19 protein-coding genes and 1 pseudogene are annotated in these 23,984 nt (G+C 72.1%); 11 read left to right on the top strand and 9 right to left on the bottom strand.

Features of this window, described 5'->3' with window-relative positions; translation table 11 throughout:
• Window positions 1-31: 31 nt before the first annotated feature.
• From AB0N07_RS05380 to AB0N07_RS05395, 4 genes and pseudogenes are all read left to right on the top strand, one after another.
• On the top strand, window positions 32-1,390 hold the full coding sequence (locus AB0N07_RS05380; protein ID WP_365832281.1) for a DUF1254 domain-containing protein: 1,359 nt from the start codon (window positions 32-34) through the stop codon (window positions 1,388-1,390).
• A gap of 122 nt (window positions 1,391-1,512) precedes the next feature.
• Window positions 1,513-2,458, top strand: a pseudogene (locus AB0N07_RS05385) (SulP family inorganic anion transporter); the annotation flags it as partial.
• A gap of 153 nt (window positions 2,459-2,611) precedes the next feature.
• Window positions 2,612-3,076, top strand: coding sequence for a sodium-independent anion transporter (locus tag AB0N07_RS05390; RefSeq protein ID WP_365832368.1), 465 nt, complete (start codon window positions 2,612-2,614; stop codon window positions 3,074-3,076).
• 289 nt (window positions 3,077-3,365) lie between these two features.
• Window positions 3,366-4,844 carry a DUF1254 domain-containing protein gene (locus AB0N07_RS05395; RefSeq protein WP_365832283.1) on the top strand — a complete coding sequence of 493 codons (1,479 nt, stop codon included), beginning with the start codon at window positions 3,366-3,368 and terminating at the stop codon, window positions 4,842-4,844.
• 217 nt (window positions 4,845-5,061) lie between these two features.
• On the opposite strand, the gene AB0N07_RS05400 is transcribed toward AB0N07_RS05395, so the two are convergent.
• A complete protein-coding gene (locus AB0N07_RS05400) occupies window positions 5,062-5,970 on the bottom strand; it encodes a serine/threonine-protein kinase (RefSeq protein WP_365832285.1) in 909 nt (302 codons plus the stop codon).
• Window positions 5,971-6,074: 104 nt separating this feature from the next.
• On the opposite strand from AB0N07_RS05400, the gene AB0N07_RS05405 reads away from it, so the two are divergent.
• From AB0N07_RS05405 to AB0N07_RS05420, 4 genes are all read left to right on the top strand, one after another.
• A complete protein-coding gene (locus tag AB0N07_RS05405) occupies window positions 6,075-6,620 on the top strand; it encodes an RNA polymerase sigma factor (protein WP_365832287.1) in 546 nt (181 codons plus the stop codon).
• Between the two features lie 60 nt (window positions 6,621-6,680).
• Window positions 6,681-7,385 carry a hypothetical protein gene (locus tag AB0N07_RS05410; protein WP_365832289.1) on the top strand — a complete coding sequence of 235 codons (705 nt, stop codon included), beginning with the start codon at window positions 6,681-6,683 and terminating at the stop codon, window positions 7,383-7,385.
• Window positions 7,386-7,507: 122 nt separating this feature from the next.
• Complete coding sequence (locus tag AB0N07_RS05415; RefSeq protein ID WP_365832291.1) at window positions 7,508-8,218, top strand: hypothetical protein; 711 nt, start codon at window positions 7,508-7,510, stop codon at window positions 8,216-8,218.
• A 211-nt stretch (window positions 8,219-8,429) separates the two neighbouring features.
• Window positions 8,430-8,594, top strand: coding sequence for a hypothetical protein (locus AB0N07_RS05420; protein ID WP_365832293.1), 165 nt, complete (start codon window positions 8,430-8,432; stop codon window positions 8,592-8,594).
• Window positions 8,595-8,599: 5 nt separating this feature from the next.
• Here AB0N07_RS05420 and AB0N07_RS05425 read toward each other — a convergent pair whose 3' ends face one another.
• Window positions 8,600-9,088 carry a hypothetical protein gene (locus tag AB0N07_RS05425; protein ID WP_365832295.1) on the bottom strand — a complete coding sequence of 163 codons (489 nt, stop codon included), beginning with the start codon at window positions 9,086-9,088 and terminating at the stop codon, window positions 8,600-8,602.
• 187 nt (window positions 9,089-9,275) lie between these two features.
• Here AB0N07_RS05425 and AB0N07_RS05430 point away from each other — a divergent pair, with 187 nt between their 5' ends.
• From AB0N07_RS05430 to AB0N07_RS05440, 3 genes are all read left to right on the top strand, one after another.
• Window positions 9,276-10,151: a DUF6424 family protein gene (locus AB0N07_RS05430; RefSeq protein ID WP_365832297.1), complete on the top strand. Its 876-nt coding sequence runs from the start codon at window positions 9,276-9,278 to the stop codon at window positions 10,149-10,151.
• A gap of 13 nt (window positions 10,152-10,164) precedes the next feature.
• Complete coding sequence (locus AB0N07_RS05435) at window positions 10,165-11,286, top strand: DUF2235 domain-containing protein (RefSeq protein WP_365832299.1); 1,122 nt, start codon at window positions 10,165-10,167, stop codon at window positions 11,284-11,286.
• A gap of 398 nt (window positions 11,287-11,684) precedes the next feature.
• Complete coding sequence (locus AB0N07_RS05440) at window positions 11,685-12,635, top strand: anti-sigma factor RsbA family regulatory protein (protein WP_365832301.1); 951 nt, start codon at window positions 11,685-11,687, stop codon at window positions 12,633-12,635.
• A gap of 34 nt (window positions 12,636-12,669) precedes the next feature.
• Here AB0N07_RS05440 and AB0N07_RS05445 read toward each other — a convergent pair whose 3' ends face one another.
• The 7 genes from AB0N07_RS05445 to AB0N07_RS05475 all read right to left on the bottom strand — a co-directional run bounded on the left by AB0N07_RS05445 (window position 12,670) and on the right by AB0N07_RS05475 (window position 23,960).
• A complete protein-coding gene (locus tag AB0N07_RS05445; protein ID WP_365832303.1) occupies window positions 12,670-13,707 on the bottom strand; it encodes a rod shape-determining protein in 1,038 nt (345 codons plus the stop codon).
• A gap of 157 nt (window positions 13,708-13,864) precedes the next feature.
• Window positions 13,865-17,920, bottom strand: coding sequence for an SAV_2336 N-terminal domain-related protein (locus tag AB0N07_RS05450; RefSeq protein WP_365832305.1), 4,056 nt, complete (start codon window positions 17,918-17,920; stop codon window positions 13,865-13,867).
• Window positions 17,910-18,914: a MoxR family ATPase gene (locus AB0N07_RS05455; RefSeq protein WP_365832307.1), complete on the bottom strand. Its 1,005-nt coding sequence runs from the start codon at window positions 18,912-18,914 to the stop codon at window positions 17,910-17,912. The genes AB0N07_RS05450 and AB0N07_RS05455 overlap by 11 nt, the downstream gene beginning before the upstream one ends.
• A gap of 32 nt (window positions 18,915-18,946) precedes the next feature.
• On the bottom strand, window positions 18,947-20,605 hold the full coding sequence (locus AB0N07_RS05460; RefSeq protein WP_365832309.1) for a trypsin-like peptidase domain-containing protein: 1,659 nt from the start codon (window positions 20,603-20,605) through the stop codon (window positions 18,947-18,949).
• Window positions 20,602-20,973 (bottom strand): CU044_2847 family protein, encoded by a 372-nt coding sequence (locus AB0N07_RS05465; protein WP_365832311.1) that lies wholly within the window; start codon window positions 20,971-20,973, stop codon window positions 20,602-20,604. Before AB0N07_RS05465 ends, AB0N07_RS05460 begins: the two co-directional genes overlap by 4 nt.
• 100 nt (window positions 20,974-21,073) lie before the next feature.
• Window positions 21,074-22,522, bottom strand: coding sequence for a carboxyl transferase domain-containing protein (locus tag AB0N07_RS05470; RefSeq protein ID WP_365832313.1), 1,449 nt, complete (start codon window positions 22,520-22,522; stop codon window positions 21,074-21,076).
• Window positions 22,515-23,960, bottom strand: coding sequence for an acyl-CoA synthetase (locus tag AB0N07_RS05475; protein WP_365832315.1), 1,446 nt, complete (start codon window positions 23,958-23,960; stop codon window positions 22,515-22,517). The genes AB0N07_RS05470 and AB0N07_RS05475 overlap by 8 nt, the downstream gene beginning before the upstream one ends.
• Window positions 23,961-23,984: the final 24 nt, after the last annotated feature.

Below are 23,984 nucleotides of genomic sequence, written 5' to 3' on the forward strand. Positions count from 1 at the left end.
GTGGGCCGTGACACAGGAGAGGAGCGCGGTGATGGCTTCCGCAGGTACGGGCCCCGCGCCGCAATCGGTCAGCGACTGGCATCGCGAATACGCCTACACACTGGGGGAGCAGGCCTTCGTCTACGGCTTCCCGTACATCTACAACGCCGAGCTGCGCCACGGGTGGGTGACCGAGCCGGCCGACCCGAAGATGAGGATGCACTCAGCTGTCGACCACTTCTGGCACGCCCGGACGCTCTTCGACGCCTCCGACCAGGAAGGTCTGGCGCCCAACAACGACACCCTCTACTCGTGCGCCTGGGTCGACCTGAGCACAGAGCCCGTCATCCTCTCGCACCCGGAGATGGGGGACCGCTACTTCACCTTCGAACTCGTCGGCATCACCTCGGACAACTACGGCTATGTCGGCCGACGCGCCACGGGGCCGCACGCCGGCGACTTCGCTCTCGTGGGCCCGGGATGGGAGGGTGAACTCCCCGCGGGAGTGCGTCGTACGGCGACCGCCCCCAGCCCGTGGATCCTGGTGCTCGGCCGCACCCTGGTCGACGGCGACCACGACCTGCCCGCCGTCCACGCGCTGCAGGACCGGTTCCGGCTGACGCTGCTCCACCTGCACGGAGAGCAGAGCGCCACCGTGCCGGAGCGCCGCGACGTGCTGGTGCCCGTCGATCCGGAGCGGGATCCGCTCGCGCCGTGGAAGACGCTGAACGCGATGCTGGCCGAGAACCCTCCTCCGGAGCGTCACGAGATCCTGCTCAGGCAGTTCGCGGAGATCGGCGTGGGCGCCGGCCTCGATGTGCAGGAGCAGCCCGAATCCGTCCGGCAGGGCCTGATCGCCGCAGCCGCTGCCGGTCTGCCCATGTTGCAGGAGCAACTGCTCAGCGGGGACTGGGCCAAACTGATCAACGGCTGGCGCTACCCGCCGCGGGAGATGGGGCATTTCGGCGACGACTTCGTCAAGCGGGCCGCTGAGCAGGCCCTGTTCGGTGTCGCCGCGAACGATCTGGAGGAGACGGTGTACCTCGTCGCCTTCGACGACGCGGAGGGCGAGAAGCTGTCGACGGGCCGCTACGAGATCCGCTTCGACGCCGGGGCGCTGCCCCCTGTCGACGCCTTCTGGTCCCTGACCGCCTACGACGAGGACAGGAACCTGATCTCCAACCCGATCGACCGCTACTCGATCGGAGACCGCACCCGCGGACTGCTCACCGAGCCGGACGGCGGCCTGACCCTCCATCTGCAGCCCGACTCACCGGGCTCCGACCGGGAGAACAACTGGTTGCCCACACCGCAGGAGGGCATCTGGTTCGTCGCGCTGCGCATGTACCTCCCACACTCCGAAGTCATTGACGCGCGCTGGCAGTGCCCGCCGATCAGCCGCGTCCGCTGACCAACCGACGCCCGTTCTCCGCCCTGCCGGTGGCCGACTGGGTACGCAGCTACCGGCGGAAGTTGCTGCGCGGTGACGTACTGGCCGGCCTGACGGTGTGGGCCTTGATCGTGCCGGAGTCCGTGGCGTATGCGGAGATCGCCGGAGTCCCTCCGCAGAACGCGTTCTACGCTGCTCCGATCGCTCTCGCGGGCTACGCGCTGCTGGGGGGTTCGCGGTTTCTGATCGTGGGGGCGACGTCGGCCGCGGCCGTGCTGTCGGCGTCCACCGTCAGCGGTGTCGGCAGTGATCCGGGCGCCGTCGTCGGGCTGTCGGCGGCGCTGGCGGTGATCGTGGGCGCGGTGCTGGTGGCAGCCGGAGCGGCCCGGCGGGGGTTTCTGACCAACTTTCTGGCGGAGCCCGCCCTGGTCGGCTTCCTCTTCGGCATGGCGTTGACGATCACGGTGCGCCAGACGGGGAAGATCCTCGGTGTCTCCAGCGGGGAGGGTGACTTCTTCCAGCGCCTGGCGAAGCTGCTGAGCCAGGCGGGCGACTGGTCGTGGACCACGATCACCGTCGGCGTGGCCGCCGTGGTCTCGCTGCTGCTGCTGGAGCGCCTCCTGCCCGCGGCTGCCGGCCTCGCTGATCGTGCTGGCCGCCGGCCTGATCCTCTCCCGGGCCCTGAACCTGCACGCCCACGGCGTGGAGACAGTGGGCAGGATCCCGGCGGCCGTGCCGGTCCCCCACCTGCCCGGTGTCACATCAGCCGACTGGGCCGAACTCGCCGTCGGCTCCCTCGGGGTGGCGCTGGTCGCCTTCGCCGAGTCCTACAGCATCGCCGACCGCTTCGCGCGCCTCCACGGCGACGAGGTGAAGGCCGACCGCGAGATGGTCGCGGTGGGCGCGGTCAACCTCGCGGTTGGCTTCTTCCGCGGCTTTGCGGTCTCCGGAAGCGCGTCGCGCAGCGCCGCCGCCGAGGGTGCGGGCGGCCGCAGCCCGATGGTCTCCCTGGTCGCGGCAGCGCTGGTGCTGTTCACCGGAGCCTTCCTGACCTCGTTGTTCACCCCGCTGCCCGAGGCGGTGCTCGGGGCGATCGTGATCGTGGCCGTGAAGGGTTTCCTGCGCGTCGGGGAACTGCGCCGCTACGCCACGCACGACCGGCCCAGCCTCTGGATCGCCCTGACCGCACTGATCGGTGTTCTGGCTTTCGATCTGCTACCCGGGCTGCTGCTCGCGGTACTGATGTCACTGCTGCTGCTCATCGCCTATTCCAGCACCCTGCGGGTGGCGGTCCTGGGGCTGCTGCCCGGCACCGGCGTGTGGGGCGACCTGCAGGAGCACTCACGAGCCGTGGCCGCACCGGGAGTCCTCGTGGCCCGCCCGGACGGGGCGCTCTTCTTCGGCAACGTCAATCGCGTCCGCACGGCCGTGAAGGAGCTGGCAGCGGCATCCGACAGCCCGCCCCGCGCCGTCGTGGTGGACCTGACGGCGAGCTACCGGCTCGGCCTGCCCGTCCTGGACACCCTGGCGGACCTCGCTGCGGACCTCGACCATCAAGGAGTCGAGCTGCATCTGGCCCGGCTCCGGGCCGGCCCCACGCGCTCGCTGGCCAGGCACCCCCTGCACGCGACCCCCAGCCCGGATCGCCTCCACCCGACGGTGACCGACGCCGTGAACGCGCTGGGTGACGGATGGGGACCGTCGTGACCTGCGAGCCCGGTTGCCGGGACACGGACGCGGTGATCTACTCGGAGAGTAGGTGCGTGTTGGAGCACCCGGCCCGGTAACCCCACGAAGCATGGCGCAGAGCGCCCCGCGTGGCGCACCGGGAGGAGCCGGGGTGCGTCGCCGACGCTCGCGGTTTCCCCAGTTCGCGTACTCGAGTTCACGTGGTGGCTGCGAGCCGTGCTGTTGGGCCTCAGGAGAGGAACGCGGTGTGATGGCATCCTCAGGCAACAGCAACCATTCCAGACGAGGTCTGCGCCACGATCTCGCCATGGCGGCAGTCGGCATCGGCCACGCGGCGGCTTCCACCGGAAAGGCCACCGCGGCGGCCGTACGTCACCCGGGGGACACCATCCACCGCGCCAGGAAGGTCACGCGGGCCCTGCCCCTTGCATGGCACTCGGTGAAGCCGACGCTGACCGGGCGGTTGGACGACTGGCGCCGTGAGTACGCGTACACGCTGGGAGAGCAGGCCTTCATCTACGGCTTCCCCCACGTCTACAACGCCGAGCTCCGCCACCGTTGGGTGACCCAGAAGCCCGAGTCGGAAACGACGCCGCACATGGCCGTCAACCACTTCTGGCATGCGAGCAGGCTCTGGGACGCCTCGGATCAGGAGGGCGTGTCCCCCAACAACGACACGCTGTACTCCTGGGCGTGGGTGGACCTGAGCGAGGAGCCCCTCATTCTCTCGCACCCGGACATGGGCGACCGCTACTTCACCTTCGAACTGGTCGCCTTCACCTCCGACAACTACGACTACGTGGGCATGCGGGCGACCGGATCGGAGGCCGGTGACTTCGCCCTCATCGGCCCGGACTGGAGCGGGGACCTCCCGGAGGGGGTGCGCCGCACGGCGAATGCCCCCACCCCGTGGGTTCTGGTGGTCGGGCGGACCCTCGTCGAGGGCGAGGACGACCTCCCGGCCGTCCACGCGCTGCAGCAGCAGTACCGGCTGACGCCGCTTCACCTGTTCGGCGAAGAGGGCGCCACGCTTCCGGAGCGTCGCGACGTACCGGTACCGGCCGACCCCGCCGAGGACCCGCTCGCTCCGTGGAAGACACTCAACGCGATGCTGGCCGAGAACCCTCTGCCGAAGCACCACGATGTCCTGCTCCGGCAGTTCGCGGAGATCGGCATCGGCCCGGGGCTGGATGTCGAGGCACAACCGGAGCCGGTGAAGGAGGGCCTGATCCGGGCCGCCGCCACCGCCTTGCCCATGCTCGAACAGCAGGTGCTCAGCGGCCAGTGGGGTGAGCTGATCAACGGCTGGCGATACCCTCCCCCGCAGATCGGGCACTTCGGGGACGACTTCCTCAGGCGGGCTGGGGAGCAGTCCCTGGTGGGCATCGCCATCAACGATCCCGAGGAAGCGGTCTACCTGGCGGCTTTCACCGACGGCGCCGGTGAGACGTTGACCACCGGCCGCTACGAACTGCGCTTCGAGGCGGGGACGCAGCCCCCGGTCGACGCGTTCTGGTCCCTGACCGCCTACGACGAGGACCGGAACCTGATCGCGAATCCGATCAACCGGTACTCCGTCGGAGACCGCACCCGGGGGCTGGTCAGGGACGACGACGGAGGCTTGACCCTGTACCTGCGGCCGGACTCGCCCGGGCCCGAGCGGGAGTCCAACTGGCTGCCCACGCCACAGCAGGGCATCTGGTATGTCGCGCTGCGCATGTACCTCCCGCGGCCCGAGGTCATCGACGCGCGATGGCACTGCCCGCCGATCAACCGCGTCGGTTGACGGAAGGCAGGCCACGTGGCGCGGAAGACTCCTGAAAATCTCGGTTCTGGCCCCGGCTGGGTGGAGTCCGGGCGCCGTTGTCGCAGGTCGGCACGTGCGAACGCGTCTGCCGAGCAGGAGCGACAACCACGAGGAATCGCATTTGACCTCCGTTGCGTCGGCGGCTGCCCCTCTGACCTGCCAGGTCCGGTAGGACGCCCTCGGCTGCCCTCCAGGTTCAGCGGACCGACCAGGTCAGCGCCGTTGTCACCAGGAACACGACAAGCGCCGCGAGCCAGACCACCAGGGGTGTCGGCCTTGAGCGCGTGGCCGGCACCTGCTCCTCCTCCCCGTGGGACGACAACGCGTCCGCGAACGCCTGAGCGGTTCGCGGCCGGTTCTCGGGTTCCACGGACAGGGCGGCGCGTAGAAGGGTGTCGATGGCTTTCGGGGTACCCAGCTCTGCGGGAAGCGTCGGCGACGGTGACGGCGGTGTCTGCGCCGCGGCAAGGGTCGCGCGACCGCCCGGGCCGAACGGCTTACGCCCGGTCAGCAGTTCGTAGGCGACGACACCGAGGGCGTACACGTCGGCTCTGCCGTCGAACCCGCCGGTCTGGAGGGCCTGTTCGGGTGCCATGTACGCGGGAGTGCCCGTGGTCACGGTCAGCCCCGACGCGTCAGCCAGTTGCTTCGCGCTGCCGAGATCCGCGACGAGTACGGCAGTGGGCGTACGGCTGACGTCGAGCAGGAGGTTGGACGGCTTGATGTCACGGTGGACGACGCCCGCGTCGTGGAGCACCTGGACGGCGTACCCGGCCTCGGCAGCCAGATGGAGAGCCTCCGCGGGCCGGCAGTGCCCGACCTTTTCGGCCAGCGTGCCGCCTCGGACGTAGTCCATGACGAAGAAGGGGCGATCGTCCTGGACACCCACGTCGTGAACGCGTACGACACGTGGGCTGGAGATCCTGCGGAGCAGCCTCGCCTCCGCCAGGAACCGCTGTCGGACATCGGCGTTCGCGGCCCAGTTGTCGGCCAGCACCTTGACCGCGACATCCGTGTCGAGTTCGGGATCGTATGCTCTCCAGACGGTCGCGAACGAGCCGGCTCCCAGTCTGTCCTCGAGGAGGTAACGACCTAGCTTCCGCATGCGGCCACATTCTGCCGGAGGCGCCGGAGCCGGGAACTGCGAGGGGGCCAGGTGGAGTCCAGGTCAGTGGATTCCGAGGCCGCGCGTGAACGGGGGAGAGCAGGATGATCGACGAAGATGAGCTGACACGGCTCGTGGCGTCCGCCCAGGCAGGTGACCGGGCGTCCCTGGAACGCCTGCTCGCCAGACTTCGCCCCACGGTCATGCGCCGCTGCTCCAGGTTCCTTCCGCACCACGCCGACGCCGAAGAGGCCACGCAGGACGCTCTGCTGTCCATCAGCACCCATCTGCGCGAGTACAGCGGGCGAGGCTCGTTCCTCGGGTGGGTGACGGTGATCGCCTCGAACGCCGCCAGGTCCACGTACCGCTCGATGCGCCGACGCGCGGAGGACAGCCATGAGTTCCTTCCCGAAGGTGCCGACCCCCGCACGACGAGCGTCATCGCGGGGACCCGCCTGGACCTGATGGACTCGCTGGCGGCACTCGAGGAGCGGCATCCGGCCCTGGTGGAATCGTTCGTGCTCCGCGATCTGGGAGACCTGACCTATGTGCAGGTCGCGGAGATCACCGACGCCCCCCTGGGTACCGTCAAGGACCGTATCCACCAGGCTCGTCGCTTCATGCGGGACCGTCTCGGCAGTGGCTGCTGAGGCGTCCCGGCTCCGCACCGTCGAGCCGTCTCAGCCGACCCGGAGCCGGGAGGTGCTGCCGTGCGAACCCGTTCGATCGCCGTCATCCTGACGGCAGCCGTCGGACTCGGCCTGCTCACGGGCCGGTTCGTCCTGCCCGGCCACTCTGCTCCGGACCACCCCTCGCCGGCGGCGAAGCCCGCCGACGGACCCGTGACGGAGGGGAGCCTGCTGGCGGCGGACGCGTTCAGGAAGGCCGGGGTCCCCAAGCCCGTCCATGTACGGGATCGGGTCGGGGACGGCAGGTACGCCAACGCGGCCTGTGCCGGAGAGAAGACCCTCGGCCAGACCCTGGGAGGGCCCGGCGCGCACTTCCGTGGGTTCGTGACGACCGAGGACACGGACGCGGAGGACCCGACGCTGGCGGTTGACATCAAGGATCAGGTGGCACGCGAGGTCGCTGCCGACGCCGGGAACCCGACGTTGGCGCAGAACTACGCCGAGCGCCTGCTGTTGGAGGAAGTGCCGTGCCAGACGGAACCGGCCGGCCACTGGATCTACGGGCCGACGCACACGGTCGGTGTCGCTCCGGGGATCGCCGCGAACTGGATGGGCTCTTACGACGGTGACCTGAACACCGCGGGGACCGCCCCACGGGGCAAGGAGCCGTGTGGCGGCATCGCCGTACTCCGAAACGGCTCTCACTACGGGGTCCTGGAGGTCGACACCTGCCTGGACACGGCTGCGATGACGCGGATCGTCCGTGCGGCCGTGACACGGCTCTGAGAGCGTTTGAGTGGTGACCTGGATCACAGGAATCGTCGCGGATTGCCATCCAACATCTCGCGGACCTGCGGCATCTCCCTGGTGTACGACGCCCACCGCGTCGCCACCGGACAGGAGATGAGATGTTCAACCAGATGTTCGACCACCGCGCAGCCGGCAAGAGGTCCTCGCGTCGCGGTCGTACGGCAGCAGCAGCCGCTTCCGCCGGCGCCGCTCTGATCGCGATCGTCATCGGCACGCATCCCGCTGCCGCGGGCGTTGGCGCCAGCACTCCGAACCAGTCGCCGGCCGCGCCTGCCGCCACTTCCGCCGAGCCCGCCCTCGGCTCCGCCGCCCTGATGCAGAGCGAGGACTTCTTCCAGCAGGGCCTGTCCCCGGTCGGCGCGACGGTGGGCCTGAGCGGGAAGCAGGCTCTCTCCGCGTGCTCCGGCGAGGAGACGATGCGAACGCTGACCAAGGGGAAGGGTGTCGCCTATGCCGACGTGGCCTGGTCCTTCGACACCAAGGGCACCTTGCTGACCGAGTCCGTCGCCGCCGGTTCCACCGGCCCGTCGGCGGCCTCGTACGAGGAGCAGCTCAACAAGGTGGTGCGCAACTGCCAGCACGAGCCGGCGGGGCACTGGTACTACGGCAAGGCGCATGGGATCACCGTCAGGGCCGGCGAGGGCAGTTGGTACCCGGCCCACAGTGGTGACGGCAAGGTCGCCGGCGGTGTCGCGGTGATCCGCAGCGGTCTCCGGGTCGGCATCGTCGAACTCACCGGTCAGCCCAGCGACGACGCCGGCTACATGGCCGGCATCGCCGCCGCTGCCATCAACCGGCTGACCGACTGATCCCCCTGCGCGGCGGCGCACACCCTGCGGTGTTACGTCTTGCGCGCCGCAGCGACGGCGGGGGCGTCCTGGGCGCGCCGCACGATCTCTTGGGGCCATCCCTTCTCGGGAGGGGGCAGGGCGTTGGCGCGGTGTCGTACCCGTCGATGTGCCGTGAAGAGGGGGCCTCGGTGGTGCCATTGCGCGTACGCTCGCGCCCAAGGAGGGCGCCATGGCCGGGCATGCGAAACCGATCAGGATGTGGTGGCTGGTCACGCTGACGGCCGTGACCATGGCGGTCATAGCGGTCGTTCTCGTGCTCCAGGCCGACTCCGGCGAGGCGACCTCGCCGCGGCCGACCGATCCCCCCTCGGCCACCGCGTCCGTCCTCGGGTAGGGCGGTTATCGGCCCGCTTCCGCGCGCAGCCCGTCGCGCAGGCGGCGCAGGTCGTCGGCGTGGCGGCCCAGGCCGTTGAGGCCCAGCCGGGCGGCCTCGGTGCGGGGGCCGGGGCGGAGCGTGAAGGCCAGGTCGAGGGACTCGCGCAGCATCCAGAGGTCGTAGGCGAGCAGCCGTGCCGCGTGGGCCTGCGCCCGCTGCAGGTCCGGCTCGGTGAGTTCGAGGTCCTGCAGCCGGGTGCGCAGGCGGTGCAGGGTGCTGCTCTGGCGGCTGCACATGCGGGCCGTCCGGCGGGAGACGGGACCCGGTTCGCCGCAGGCGGCCACCGCCGCGTCGGCCGGTGTCTGGGCGGCCACCGCCTCGTCCAGGACGGCGACCAGGGCGAGCAACTGGACCCGGTGCGAGGGGCGGGCGGGGGCCGGGCGGTGGCGGCGGGCGAGCGTCCGTGCGGCGCGGTGCCACCGGACGGCGCCCGGGGGTGTGCGTAGGCGCATGGCTCCAGTGTGCGCCGCGGACGTCGGGAGCCGAGCGTTCCGGTCAGCACGGGGCGGCTGTCCTGCGCTCCGTCGAACAGTCAGCTGTCACATCGTTGAACGGCCCAGGTGTTACGCAGAGCGAGAAATGAGCCCTGGGAGGACGATGAGAAAAGGAGTGTCGACAGGTCGACAGAAGGAGGCCGCCATGGTCGACGACCGATCCGCGACGGCGACGAAGTCCGCTCCCTCCCTCACCTTCGGCAAGACGGAACGGGAGGACCATCCCTGGGAGATACAGCTCGTCAAGCACCAGGTGCGCGTCGAGTCCGCGGAGTTCCGCGCCGCGAAGACGGCAGTGAACAAGATCCTTCAGGAGTTGGGGAAGACCGAGCGGCCGTACGGGCCGGGGCCGTACGAGATGCATCACGGCGGCAGTCTCTGGGTGAAGACGGACGCCGGCTGGCGGATGTTTCGGGCCCGGGTCGGCATCGAGTGGAGCATGCAGTTCTGCGCCGACCCCGCGAAGGTCGACCGGCTGCGGCAGGAGGCCGCCGACCTCGTCGCCGCGTTCCCCGAGACCCTTCCCGCGCTGGAGGCCCTCGGCTACAAGCGGGCCCGCAAGCTGCTTCAGACTCCGATCACGGATCCCGAGGGTGTCGCGGCCTGGACCGACTCGCTGTTCAACGCGTGCGTGCCGCTGACCCGCGGGAACCACCAGGGGGTCCTGCCCAAGGCTGCCGGGGAGCACCACTACCCCTGGCCGATCAAGGGCGCCGACTACATCCGGTACGACGACTTCAACCTGTGGGTGACCCTGCCCGACGGCACCCACGCCGGCGTCGCCCCCGTGGCCCCCCGCGGTTCCGGAGACGGACGTGTGCGCATCGTCCACGCCCGGCACGGCACACCCGCCGGGGACGTCCTGGCCAAGGCGCAGCGGCGCCGCGTCATGGCCGTGCTCCCGGCCGACAGTCCGATGGCGCTCGAGGCGTTCCAGCAGCAGCTCACGCCCGGGGCGCGCACCGCGGCCGCCCGGCCCCGTTCCCGCGGCGCGCGCGGCAGCACCCGCCGGGCGGGATAGGCGGGCCGTGGTCATGCCGCGCAGGATCGTCGTCTGCCTGGACGGCTCGGGGAACCAGGTGGGTGCCCGCAACCCCACGAACGTGGTCAGGTTCTACGAGATGCTGGAACCGGGCGACCCGTCGAGGCAGCTGCTCTACTACGACCCAGGGGTCGGCACCATGTCGTCGGCCACCGCGCGCGGACCGGTGGGCCGCCGGCTCTCCCGGCTCGGCGGTCTCGCCTTCGGAACGGGACTGAAGGCCAACCTCACCGAGGCGTACACGTACCTGATGCAGCACTGGCAGCCGGGGGACGCGGTGTACGTCTTCGGGTTCAGCCGTGGCGCCTACACGGCCCGTGCGCTGGTGGGGATGCTCAACAAGCCGGGACTGATGCGGCCCGGGGCGGAGAACCTGGTGCCGTACGCCGTGGCGAAGTACGCATTCAATCAGTCCGTCGGGATCGACAGGAGCGAGCAGGAGGTCGCCCGCTTCTCGCACGCCTTCTGTCTGCGCACCGAGGGCGAGCCGCTGTGGGAGCAGGTGAAGAGCAACGACCCCCGGCAGGTCTCGCACCACGCCCTGCCGGTGGCCTACCTGGGCGTCTGGGACACCGTGAAGGCGGCCGGCCTCCTCCGCCTGGGCAATCTGCGCTGGCCGTACACCCACTCCCTGCCCAACGCCGCCCGCATCCGGCACGCCGTGTCCCTCGACGAGCTGCGGCGCCCGTACCGGGAGTTCCTCGTCAAGCCGCGCAGCCCCGGCCCGGACACGGACATGAGCACGGCGGAGGAGGTGTGGTTCGCCGGGGTGCACTCCGATGTCGGCGGCACCTTCGACCACGCCCCGGACGCACCCCTGCTCTCCACCATCCCCCTCAAGTGGATCACCGACGGTGTCTCGGACGACCTGGACTTCCGGCCGGGTGCCTACGGTACGGCGACCGCGCTGACCGAGGCCTTCGCCGACGCCCCCGTGCACCACAACGGCCCGGCGTGGATCCTCGTGGGCCGGCGCGCACGTCCCGTACCTCCCGAGGCGGTACTCCACTGGAGCGTCCGGCTGCGCCGGGAGCGGGACCCCGGCTACCGACCGGACCTGGCCGGCCGCGAGCGCTGGGCCGATCCGGACTGGTTCAAGCCGGCTCGCACATAGCGGGCCAATGGGTGTCTAAGGGTCGTCCTCATCCCGGGGGAGTGGCGGTTTCTGCCCCGGGTCGTGCTTCGGAGGCATGGCAGGTGTCTCCGTGGGCACGATGTGGCGAAGTGGCGCGCGGACCAGGCTGGTTCACGTAAGCCAGCCGGTCCGAGGAGGGCGTCATGAACCGTCAGACCCGCGTCCGTGTCAACCGCAGGCCCGCCGCGCCCCGCGACACCACCATCGACCGCAGGACGCCCTCGGGGCGGATCCTGCCGTACTGATACCGCAACCGACGACTCCCGGGGCCCTGGGAGGAATGGCGGCCGTCCTTCGGGGTACGCGGGCTGCATCAAGGGAGCCAGTGGGGCAGGGGAGGCGGTGGTGAGCATGTACGTCGACGGGAGTGGTCGGCAGTGACCCCCGCCGACACAGATCTCGCCCCCTTCGTGCACCCCGCGCTCCTCTACGGCGACGAGGACGAGTACCTCGCGGGCACCGTCCCGTTCGTCCGGGACGCCCTCGCGGCCGGTGAACCCGTCGCCGTGGCCGTGCCCGGGGAGCGCCTCCGGCTGATCCGGGACGCGCTCGGCGAGGACGCCGCCACCGTGCGGTTCCTGGACATGCGGGAGGCCGGGCGCAACCCCGGCCGGATCATCCCCGCGGTGCTGCGCTCCTTCGCCGACGCCCAGCCGCCCGGCACCCGCGTGAGCATCATCGGCGAACCGATCTGGGCCGGCCGTACACCCTCCGAATACCCCGCCTGCGTCCAGCACGAGGCACTGATCAACGCGGCCTTCCGCGGCCGGAGTGCGACCATCCTGTGCCCGTACGACATCCTGCGCCTCGACCCGCAGGTCGTCGCGGACGCCTTCGCCACCCACCCCACCCTCGTCCGCGGCGGCTCCGGACGGCAGGAGGACAGCCGGGCCTACGCTCCCGGGGAGGTCGTGGCCCGCTACAACGAACCGCTGCCGCCCGTACCCGACGTCCCGCCCTCCCTGTCCTTCCGCTTCGACACGGACTCCCTCTCCCAGGCCCGCCACCTCGCCGTCGACGAGGCCGTACGCCTCGGCCTCGCGTCCTGTCGGGCCGAGGACCTGGCGCTGGCCACCGCCGAGCTGGTCACCAACAGCGTGGTGCACGGCGGCGGTTCGGGTGTGCTCGGCGTGTGGGCCGAGGACGGGTACGTGGTGTGCGAGGTCCGCGACAAGGGCCACCTGGTCGACCCGCTGGCCGGCCGCAGACCGGTCCCGCGTGAACAGCGCGGCGGCCGTGGGCTCCTCATGGTCAACCTCGTCGCGGACCTGGTGCGTGTGTACACCGGTCCGGACGGCACCACCGTGCGCTGCTGGTTCGCCCGTTGACCGGGCGCCTTACTCCTCGGCGTCCGTCCGGGGCTCACATGACGGTCGCACCGAGCACCAGCGGCTCGACCCTGCCCTCGAGCATGTAGCCCAGGCCCTGTACGGCACACACGTCGGGCCGTTCGGCGATGTGCACCGGCATGCCGGTGGCCTGCCGGACCATCTCGTCCAGCCCCGGCAGCAGCGCGCTGCCGCCCACCAGCATGATCCCGCGGTCGACGAGGTCGGCCACCAGATCGGGCGGGCACTCCCGCAGCACCCGGCCGATGACGTCGACCACGGCGGTCAGCGGGGTCTCGATCGCCTCGCGCACGGTGGCGGTGTCGACCTGCACCGAACGGACGAGACCGGTGACCACGTCCCGCCCCCGGATCACGGTGGACTTCGGACCCTGGGCGGTGAGCCCTATGTCGGAGAGGGCCAGGTGCAGAGGGCGTACGGACTGGCTGGGGAGCATCAACTCGTGCTGGTGGCGAAGGTGTTGCACGATCGCGTGGTCCACGGCGTCGCCGCCGACGGGAATGCGTTCGGAGCTCACGGTCGAACCGAGCGAGAGCACGGCCACCTGGGTGGTCGCCGTCCCGCAGGCCATGATCATGGTGGCCTCGGGCTGCTGCACGGGCAGCCCGCACCCCACGGCCGCGGCGATGAGCGTGTCGACGAGCTCCACGCGCCGTGCGCCGAGCCCGACCAGCGTCTCGACGGCCGCCCGCCGGGCCAGCGGGTCGGCCTCGTGCGGGGTGCAGGCCGCGGCGCGCAGGAAGGGCTTGCGGCGCAGGGCGCGGCGGAGTCTGTCGCCGAGCAGGCCCCGGAGCATGCGCTGCGCCATCTCGATGTCGACGACGGTGCCGCCGGACACCGGGCGCACCACGCGGATGTGGCTCGGGGTGCGGCCCCTCATCCGCTCGGCGAAGTCACCCACGGCGATGAGGGCACCGCTACGGGTGTTCACGGCGGCGACGGACGGTTGGTCGACGACGAGGCCGACGCCCCTGACGTAGACACGGGTCCGGGCCGCCCCCAGGTCGACGGCGAAATGGCAGCGCCGCAACTGCTCCAGACTTGCGGTCATGCAGGGTCCTCCAGAAAAACGCAGACCGTGGGGCCGCCGGGCAGCGGGTCCCAATGGCATCGTGCGGTGCCGGAGGCGGGTGGCGCCTTTTGTGGGGGGCCGGTCGGGGCGCAGCCGAATGGGGGTTTTGCGGTTTATGTTCGGCGCTGTGGGGTCGCTAGGCCCAGTCTTGATCCGTCAGCCGAATCGAGCACGCCACGGATATCCCCGGCACCGGCCAGTGGCGCAGTGCGTCACGCAGGGCGTTCTGGGCAGCCCCGCCGCGCGTGGACGGATGGCGGCGGGTGATTCGACGCGCCTCCCCGATGAGGTGGTTCAGGAGGCGTTCGGCAACGTTCGCCGGTTCGCCGCGGACGTGTTCCACCGGATCGTCGACGTGCCAGGACAGTTCGACGGACGCGATGAACGTGCCGCCCCCGGAACTCGGCAGGACGACCTCGCGGGCGGCATGCCGGACGGTGAGGTCGACCTCGTAGTAGCTCTCGGCGTACGGGGCGCGTGTGAGGCTCAGCTCGCCGCCGGGGAGGACGTAGACGACGTTCCGCGTTCTGCCGCGGGGTTCGGGGAGGGGCTGCCCGACGGGCAGGGGATACGGGCCCAGCGCGAGAGGAGGAGGGGCGCTGTCGGGGGACCCGCTCGGCAGGTGGGGGAGGGGCTGCCAGCCGGCCGCCGACCCGGAGGTCACGCCCAGCTCGGTTCGCAGGACGGGTGACACGGCGATGACGCCGGGCGCGCCGGACGTGTCCAGGAGCCGCCGGGCCGCCGCCCAGTCGGGCTCTTCGTCCGCCACGGCGTGGAAGCTGATGGCCGGCCGGGTGCCGGCCGGTTCGGTCAGCCGGCCCTCCGACCGGCTCAAGGTGGCGCTGAGAAGGGGCCGCGCTGTACCGGAGTCCATGGACACGGCGTAGCCCTTCTCGCGCCCGCGCAACTCGTAGGAGCTCTCCTCCAGTCCGCTCTCCGTGATCAGCCGCAGCACCCAGCGGCCCAGCGCCGGGAGGGAGTCCTGGTCCTCGGGGTCGTCGGCGAGGTCGTAGAAGGCGACGGCCGCATACCCGGGCGGGGCCTCGGCGGGCTCCTCGTCCGGGTACAGCAGCGAAGGCAGTTCCTCCGGCCGGAAGCTGCCCTCCGGTGTCTCGTCCGGAGCGAACAGGCCGAAGCTGGTGTTCTGGTCCGGGCCCGGCTCGTACTCCGGCTCCGGCTCCTCGTCGGCGGTCTCGCCGAGCTCCTCGCGCAGTTCCCGCCCCAGCAGGCGCAGTTCGGGGTTTGTGCCGCCGGAGAGCCGGTACTCCTCGTAGACCTCCAGGGCCTCGGCGATCCGGCCCTGGCGCTTCAGGGCGATCAGGTACAGACGGCGGAAGTCCTCGCGGGACGGGTACTCGCCGACCAGGTGTTCGAGACCGGTCGCGGCCGTCTCGAACTCGCCCTGGTCCAGGTCGAGTTCGGCCCGGGTGCGGTACAGGTCGAGACGGAGTCGGAGCAGCCGGGTGCGGGCGGCGGCCGCGGCGGGGCCGGGAACACCGTCCAGGGCGGTGTCGCCGTGCCACAGGCCCAGGGCTTCGTTCACCCACCTGTGGGCGAGTTCGACGCGACCTGCCGTACGTTCCCTGTCCGCGTCGACCACCAGTTGCTGGCAGTGGATCACGTCCACGATGTCGGCGCTGGTGTGCACGGCGTACCCGTCGGACAGGGTGGCCAGGACGCCGGGGCCCAGGGCGTTGCGGAGTCTGGAGGCGTAGGTGCCCAGGAGGGCGTCGGCGCGTGCGGGAGGCTTGCGCCCCCAGATGCCTTCGGTGAGCTCGGCGCGGGTCACCTTACGGCCGTGGTGGAGGAGGAGCATGCACAGCATCGCCTGTTCCTGGGGGGAACCGAGGGCGAGGGGGCGGCCTTCGCTCCGGTGGACGGCGGGTGGGCCGAGGAGGGCGTAGCGGAGGGGAGCGTGCGCCGTCGCCAGGGGAGACAGGAGCGTCGGGTGTTGGAGCCGGCCGAGGCCGCCCCGCTGGTCGTCGAGATCGCCGCCGAGGAGCGCGTCGAGCGCCGCCGCGAAATGCGCGCGCAGCGGGACCGGTAGGCCCGTGAGGCGATCGGGCGAGACCGGCGTGCCGTCCCCGCCCGGGTGGCCCGACGCCAGATGGAACAGCAACTGCCCGAGCGTCCGGAGGTCCGCCGAGTATGCGTCCTGATCCGTCATCCGCTCCGGTGGGAGCAAGGTGAGCTTGGCCGTACCGTCGGGCAGCAGGAGCACCTTTGTCATGTCCAGCCCGATGTGGGCGAAACCGGCCTTGTGCAGCGCGCCGACGGCCTGGGCGAGTTGCCACCCCAGTGACACGGTCAGCGGCGCCGGCAGACGGTAACCACTCGGTGCCGCAAGGCTGTTCAGAGCAAGGCCGTCCAAGTGCTCCATGACGACGTACGGAACGTCGTCCTCAATGCCGAAGTCGTGGACGGTGACCACGTTGCGCTGGTTCAGTTCCCGCAGCAGCCGTGCGTCCCGCAGGAACGCCCCGCGACGGGCGGGATCCGTGACCGGTTCGTGCAGGCGCAGCACCACCGTGCGGTTCTCCTCGGTGTCCTGCGCCTGCCACAGGGACCTGGTCGGCCCGAGCCGCCGAACCACCCGGTAGCGGGTGCCCAGGCGCCCCGGAACCGAGGCCGGCGTCAGGCCGCCCGCCCCGCTCAGCTGCCGCGCACTCTCCGGCCGTATGGTCGCGAACGCCTCGCCGTCCACGGCCGTCGGTGTCCCGCCCGTCGCGGGCGTCGTGGCCCGGAACTCCCCGGGTGCCGCCCCGGCCCGCTCGTCGATCAACCCGCCCACCCGGGCAAGCAGTTCCGTGGTCCGCCCGCGTGCCGTGCGGGGCAGGCCGCGCAGCAGCAGGTCGCGCACACCGGGGCGGAAGGCGTACGAACCGGGCGGGCCCGGGACCGTCGTGAGCATGCCGCTCAGGATCACCTCGGCGAGGTGCTGGGGGCGCGGCCGGGGTTCGAGCGCCGCGTGGACCAGCCGCATGACGGGCAGGTCGGGGCGGCCGAGGGCGAGGTGACCGGCCAGCCGGAAGGCCTCCGCGGAGGCCGTGGCCCGGAACCGGAGGACCAGGTCCTCGGGGGAGAGGCGGGCGAGATCCGTGCGGTCGTCGGCGTCGGCAGGGAGGGGACCGGTGAGGAGGGCCGCCGAGCCGGGATGCTCCGTGCCTCCCGGCGTGGCGATCAGCGCCGCCCAGTGCGCCAGCCACTGCGGCCCCGGTTCCAGCACCGGGAGGGCGATGGCGCCGTTGCCCTCGTGGCGGACCGTCGGGTCGTACGGTGTGAAAGTGAGCGCGGCGGTGGGGGCCGCCGGGTGCGGCGCGGACAGCCGGCCGGGAGTCGTCGGCAGGGCGGTGTCCGGCCAGAGGTGCTCCGGCAGCGGCTGCACCACGGCCAGTGGCATCCGCCGGGCCCAGCGGCGCAGCATGCCGTACCAGCGGCTGCCCGCGGGGCCCTCCCGCCATTGCGGGCCCATGCAGTCGCTGACCAGGAGGGTGACCGTGCGGCCGTCGGCGGGGGTGTGGTCGCCGGGTCGGCGGATCGTGCCGTCGGGGCCGGCGCGGTGGAGGGCGACCGTGCGGAAGATGCCCGACTGGGCCAGCGCGGTGTGCAGTTCGTGGATCAGGGGGCGCCAGACCGGCATCGTCGGCCCGTCGTCGTGGACGAGGTTCAGACGCAGCCAGCGCTCCTGGGCGGGGCGCAGGACCGGCAGCCACCACTCGGGGCCCGCGCCCAGGCGGGCGATGCGGTCGGCGGTGGCCTGCTCGTCCAGTTCGAGGTGTACGGGAGCGTCGATACGGCGCTTGAGCGGGCGCAGGGAGCGCTGCAGGGCCAGGGGGTGGCGCAGCATCGGCGGTGCGGGGGCCAGCAGGGTGGTGTGCGGTTTCGTCGCAGGTCCGGGGCCGGGGAGGTGCAGGGGGACGCGGTGGGGTCGCGAGGGCCGGGCGAGGGCCGGGTCGTGGTGGGGCGGGCGTGGCGTGGGTGCGGGTTCGGGCGTTTCTGCCGGGTGGGGTTCCGGTGCGGGAGGCTGTGGCGCCGGGGGTGCGGCAGGCTCGGCGGCGGGCTCCAGGTGGCCGGCCAGCCAGAGGAGTTCGGCGAGTTCGAGCGGGGTCGGGCGGGTGCCGTCGGCCGCCTGGGCCAGTACGTCGGCCAGGCGGGCGAGGGGCTCCGGGGCGCCGGAGGGTTCAGAAGGCATCGCTCTGCGAGGTCTCGCCGAGATAGGGCATGAGCTGCTCCGCCAGCTCGTCGAGGTTCTCGGCGGGCAGGTCGGAGGACCGGGCCAGATAGATCGCGTTGAGAAGCTGGTCGGTGGCCAGGTCGCCGCCGCCCACCCGGGCCAGGAACCGGTCGATCAGCCGCTGCGCGTCCGCGTCGGGCTCCTCGTCGAAGTGGGCGCGGACGATGTCGGCGAGCCGGCCGTCGTCGGGCTGGCGCAGGCGCAGGGTGACGCAGCGGCGCAGGAAGGCGGGCGGGAACTCGCGCTCGCCGTTGCTGGTGAGCACGACGAAGGGGAACGCCTTGCAGCGGACCCGGCCGCGGCGCACGGTCACCCGCTCGTCGGTGCCGTCGACCATCACCTCCGCCTCGGGGGTGCGGCGGGCGGTGCGGACCAGTTCGGGGATCTCGTACTGGCCCTCCTCCAACACGTTCAGCAGGTCGTTGGGCAGGTCCAGGTCGCTCTTGTCGATCTCGTCGATGAGCAGGGCGCGGGGGCGGGCGTAGGGCAGGAGTGCGGTGCCCAGGGGGCCCAGGCGCAGATGGTCCTCGATGCCCGTCTCCGAGGTCGTGCTGCCCCGGGCCGCGTACAGGCGGGAGAGCGGGTCGTACTGGTAGAGGGCGTCGTGCAGGGTGCTGCGGCTGGTGATGTTCCAGCGCAGCACCGGGCCCAGGCGCAGCTCGCGGGCGACCGCGTAGACCAGGGAGGACTTGCCCGTGCCGGGCGGTCCGGTGACCAGCAGCGGGCGGCGCAGATACAGGGCCGCGTTGACGAGCTGGACGGTCTGCTCGGTGGCCCGGTAGGTCTCGGCGCGATGGGTGCGGTCCGGGGAGGCGGCCGCGGTGTCCTCGCCCGGGTCCGGCAGGTCTAGGACCGGTCCGCCGTCGAAGGCCCGCCAGGGCGGGGGCGGCGGCAGCTCGGTGATGCCGTCGTGCGGCTCGTTGGTGCCGGTGTAGACGGGCCACAGGGGCATGGGGCTTCTCTCCGTGAGGTGCGGCGGGCGGCTCAGGCGACGGGCGAGTGGAGGCTGGCGGCGGGCTCGGGGAAGCAGCGCGGATCGTCCCACAGGAGCTGTACGTCCCTCGCCCAGTGCTGCTCCGGGTCCTCGTCCGCTTCCGCGGTCTCCCGCAACTCCCTTATATGGGAAGGTAGTTCGGCGGGCGGAATGCCGGCGACCGAGGCGGCGAGCTCGTCGAGGAACGCGGTACCGGTGCACGGGGTGCGGTGCCGGGAGTCGGCGCAGCCCGTGCGCGGCCACAGCAGCACCGGGACGGGCGTGTTGAGGCCGATCTCGAAGTGGCGCCGGGCGGTGGCGGGCGGGAAGCCGAAGCCGGCCAGCTCGGCGTCGTCGTCCCGCAGCCGCTTGCGCAGTCTGGGCGGTTGCTCCGGGGTGCCGCACTCGACGCGGTGCAGCCGCGCCCCCGGACAGGCATCGAGCTTCTGCCACTTCTTCGCCAGCCGGTGGCGCAGGCCACCGCTGCGGTACCGGGCCCGGTCCACCACGACGAGGGGATAGGCGCAGCCCAGCGGTGTGGAGTCGTCGGTACCGCACTCCCACTGCGCCACCGGCTCGTTGAGCCACTCGCGGGGCAGCACGAACGTGATCAGCTCGTCCGCGTCCGGGGCGAGCTGGGTGAACGCCTCGTCGATGCGCTCCTGGACGTAGGCCCGTACGGCGGTGCGCGGAAGCCGGTGCGAGCCCACCCGCCGCCGCTGTCCGCCCCGGTAGGCGGACACCTCCACGGTGACCTGGTCGACGCCCGCGCCGCTGCGGTCGAGCTCGACGAGGATCGGGGACCAGGCGGACGCGGCGGCACCGTCCGGCGCGTCGAGCAGCTCCGCGAGCCGGTCGGCGAGCCGGGTCGCCGCCTCGGGATCGGGCACCTCCCACTGCACATACCCGGTCGCGTCCCACAGCGACCCGAACCCGCCCTCGGGCAGCGGCGGCCCGAAAGGGCCCACGGCGTCGACGTACAGCCGGTCCGGGTCGCAGTCCGCGCCCTCGGCCACCGCCCGCCGTACCAGCGTGTACAGCCGCTTCATCGCATCGGGCCGGTGTTCGGGCGTGGGGACCAGTTCGCCGAGCTCCGGCCAGTAGCGGGCCATCACCTGGGTGGGCAGCATCCGGCCCACCCGTACGTCCCTCGCGCCCGCGATCGCCGAGACCATGCCGACGACCCGGCCGTCCCCCAGGGTCACCGCCGCCCCGCTGAACCCGGCGGCGAGCGGCTGTCCGTGCGCGGTTGCGGCCTCCAGCTGCACCCACTCGCCGGCGATCAGCGTGCTCGACACGGCTCGGTACTGGGCGAGCGTGCCCTCGTCGTAGCCGTCCGGGAAGCCGTAGGCCTCCAGCAGCGGCGAGGGCACGCCGTGCTCGGTCCCCGGCGGGGCGAACACGGCCGGGGCCAGCGGGACTTCACGGTCCAGCTCCAGTACGGCCAGGTCGCCCGGGTCGGCCGCGGCGCCCTGCCAGCCGCCGTGCACCGCAACCGAGGCGGACAGTGCGCCGAGCTCCATGCGCTGCGGGAACGACACCGTCACGGCCGCCGCGCCGCTCTGCCTGACGACATGGGCACACGTCAGCACCCGCCGGGCGGAGACGAGGAAACCCGCGCCGACCTCGTTCCCGCACTCGATACGGGCGTGCCAGGCAGCTGTGCTCATGACCGGCCGGCGTCCGCGGAAGGCGCCTGCGGCGGTTCCGGAGCGGGCCGGGACTGCTCCGGCGACCAGCTGAGCTTCACCACCAGATGCCCCTCCGCGGCGCCCTTCGCGATGACCGCGCCCGTCTCCGCACTGAGCTTCACCCCGAACTCGAGCTCCACGGTGTCGGGCCTCAGCGAACCGTCCCGGAACACCCTGAGCGCCGACTCGGCCGCCGCCCGCACCCCGTCCAGGGCGCTTTCGAAAGTCCGCGCGGCCAGCACGGGACTGCCGCCGCGGGAGACGAGCCGGGCGCCGGTCCCGCTCTGCACGCCCTCCACGACCACCCGGGCACCGTCCTCGGTCCTGAACTCCATCAACCCGTCCATGGCGCCGCTCGCTCCCCCGTGTGCTGTGTGACCTCGCCGAACTTCATTGTTGCCGACGGTGCTTGGCGATGTCCCGGGTTCTGCGGGGACGGGCTGCCGGTCAGGGCCCGACGATGCCCCGGATCACCCCCAGCTCCACCAGGTCCTGCGGCCGGATCCGCAGCTGGTCGGCCGTGGCCTCGACCTCCTGTGCCGGCCGTTTGAGAATCGCGGCGGCGAGCTCCGGTGCGATCACCGAGAAGTAACTGTCCGGTGTGGCCCAGGTGTTGCCCGCCGCGGCCAGCGCCAGCGCGCCGCCGGAGCCGCCCTCGCCGATGACCAGGGTGGTGACCGGGACGCGGGCGGCGGCCACCGCGGCGAACAGGTCCGCGATCGCGGCGCCCGCGCCCAGCCGTTCCGCCTCCGCGTCGTTGGCCGCGCCCGGGGTGTCCACCAGGGTCAGCACCGGGATGCCGAGGCGGTCCGCCAGCCGGACCAGGCGGGTCGCTGTCCGGTAGCCCGCCGGGCGGGTGGGGGTGCCGGTCTGGGCGGCGTAGGCGACTGTGCGGCCCGCGTGTTCGCCGAAGCCGCAGAGGATGCCCTCGGTGTCTGTGCCGCCGGAGCGGTCGCCTTGGATTGCTGCGCGGTGGGTGAAGTAGGCGTCCAAGTAGGCGTGGGCGCGGGGGCGTTGGGGGGAGCGGGCGCGTTGGACTGCGTCCCAGCCGGTGGTGGGCGTTTCCTCGGCGCCGAGGGCGGAGGGGGGCGGCGCTGCTGGTGGTGCGGGGTTGGGTCGTATGGCGTCTGCGGCGCCGTGGTGGCTGGTCGCGCCCCGCGGCGGAGCCGCTGATCGATACAGCCCCGCGCCCCTTCGGGGCGCTTCCCGCGCCGTCGGGCTCGAAAGCAGGCGGAGCCATAGCCCCAGTGTCTCCCGCAGGTCTGCCACCGGCACCACCGCGTCCGCCGCCCCCGCCGCCAGCTGCGCCTCCGCCGTATACGCCGACGGGTCCGCGTCCGCCGGCCGTACCCGGGAGCCCGCGAAGCCGACCTGGGCGGCCGGCAGGGCGAGGATCACGTCTGCGCCCGCGCCGAGGGTGGCCCAGCCGCCGCCCGTCGTGGGGTCCCTGAGGACGGCGATCTGGGGGAGGCCGGCCTCGCGGGTGAGTGCCGACTGGCGGGCCACGCGCTGGAGTTGGGTGAGGGCGATCATGCCCTCCTGCATACGGCTGCCGCCCGTGGCGACCAGCGGCACGACCGGGAGGCGGTGTGCACGGGCGTGGCCGTAGGCGGCCTCCAGGCGGTCGCCGGTCCGCTCGCCGAGCGAGCCGCCGAGGAAGCCGAACTCGAAGGCGATCAGCACCGCCTGAGTGCCCGCGACCATGGCCGTGCCGCACACGACCGACTCCGTCTCGCCGGTGCGCTCGACCGCGCGGGCGCGCGAGGCGTCGTAGCCCTGCCAGGCGAGGGGCCCGTCGGGCCTGGACTCCCTTGCCGGGTACGGGAGTTCGGTGAGGGTCGAGGCGTCGGTGACGAGCGCGAGCAGCTCGCGGGCGGAGAGGCGGGGCTCAGGCACGGTGCAGGGCCCGCTTCATGATCTTCCCCATGTCGTTGCGGGGGAGGCTCTCCAGGTAGTGGACCACGCGTGGGCGCTTGTGCGGGGCGAGACGGGCCGCCACGTGGTCCGCCAACTCCTCGGCGGCGGGCGGCGATTGGGGGTCCGACGGAACCACCCATGCCACGATCCGCTCACCCAGGTCCGCGTCCGGCTCCCCGGTGACCGCCGCCTCCTGCACCCCCGCATGCTCCAGAAGCGCGTTCTCGATCTCACCGGCCCCGATCTTGTAACCTCCGCTCTTGATCAGGTCGGTGGCCTTGCGGCCGACGATGCGGACGTACCCGTCGGACTCGCGGACGGCCATGTCGCCCATCCGGAAGAACCCGTCGGCGGTGAAGGCGGCGGCCGTGGCGTCGGGCCGGTTCAGGTACTCGGTGAACAGGTTCGGGCCGCGCACCTGGATCTCGCCGACCGTCTCGCCGTCGTACGACGTGATCGCCGTTCCGTCCTCCTCCACCAGCCGCAGCTCGACACCCGGCAGCGGCACGCCCACCGTGCCCGCGCGCGGCTCGCCGTCCGCCCGCACGCTCGTGTTCATCAGCGTCTCCGTCATGCCGTACCGCTCGATGACCCGCCGTCCGGTCGCGGCCTCGATGCGCTCGTGGTCGTGGACCGGGAGCGCGGCGGACCCGGAGACCAGCAGCCGCGCCCGTCCGAGGGCCTTCGCCAGCTCCGGCTCCTCGGACAGGGCCCCGGCGATCCGGTGGTACATCGTCGGCACCCCGAACAGCATGCTCGCGCCCCCGTTCAGCTCGCGCGCCACGCCCTCCGTGCTGAACCTCCCCAGATGGCGGACGGAGCCGCCGCGCCGGAGCGGGCCCAGGATGCCCAGCACCAGCCCGTGCACATGGAACAGCGGCAGCCCGTGCACGAGTACGTCGTCGCCGGTCCACTGCCAGGCGTCGGCGAGCGCGTCCAGCGTGGTGGCGATCGCCCGGCGGGGCAGGACGGCGCCCTTGGGCGGGCCGGTGGTGCCGGAGGTGTAGACGATCAGGGCGGGGGCCTCGTCGTCGGTCAGGAGGGCGAGGGCGGTGCTTCCGGTGCCGGCCACGTCGACATCGATGCGCTCCAAGTCCCGTACAGGCATAGGCAGTTCATCACCTGGAGCCGCCAGTACCACCGATGGCGCACTGTCGGACAGGATGTGCCCGAGCTCCTTGCCGCCCGACTTCGGATTGAGCGGAACGGCGGCCGCCCCGGCCCGCAGCACCGCCACCGCGGCCACCGCGGTCTCCAGGGTGGGCGTGGCCCAGATCGCGACCCGTCCGCCGGGCGGGAGCCGGGCCGCCAGGGCACCGGTCGCGGTGGCGAGTTCGGCGTACGTCAGGGACCGGTCGCCGAAGCGCAGAGCCACCCGCTCGCTCGGGCTCTGGAGGGCGGGAAAGAGAGAGGACACGCGATGCACTCCATCCGTCAGGGC

Source organism: Streptomyces sp. NPDC051172, from assembly GCF_040682555.1.
Taxonomy (GTDB): Bacteria; Actinomycetota; Actinomycetes; order Streptomycetales; family Streptomycetaceae; genus Streptomyces.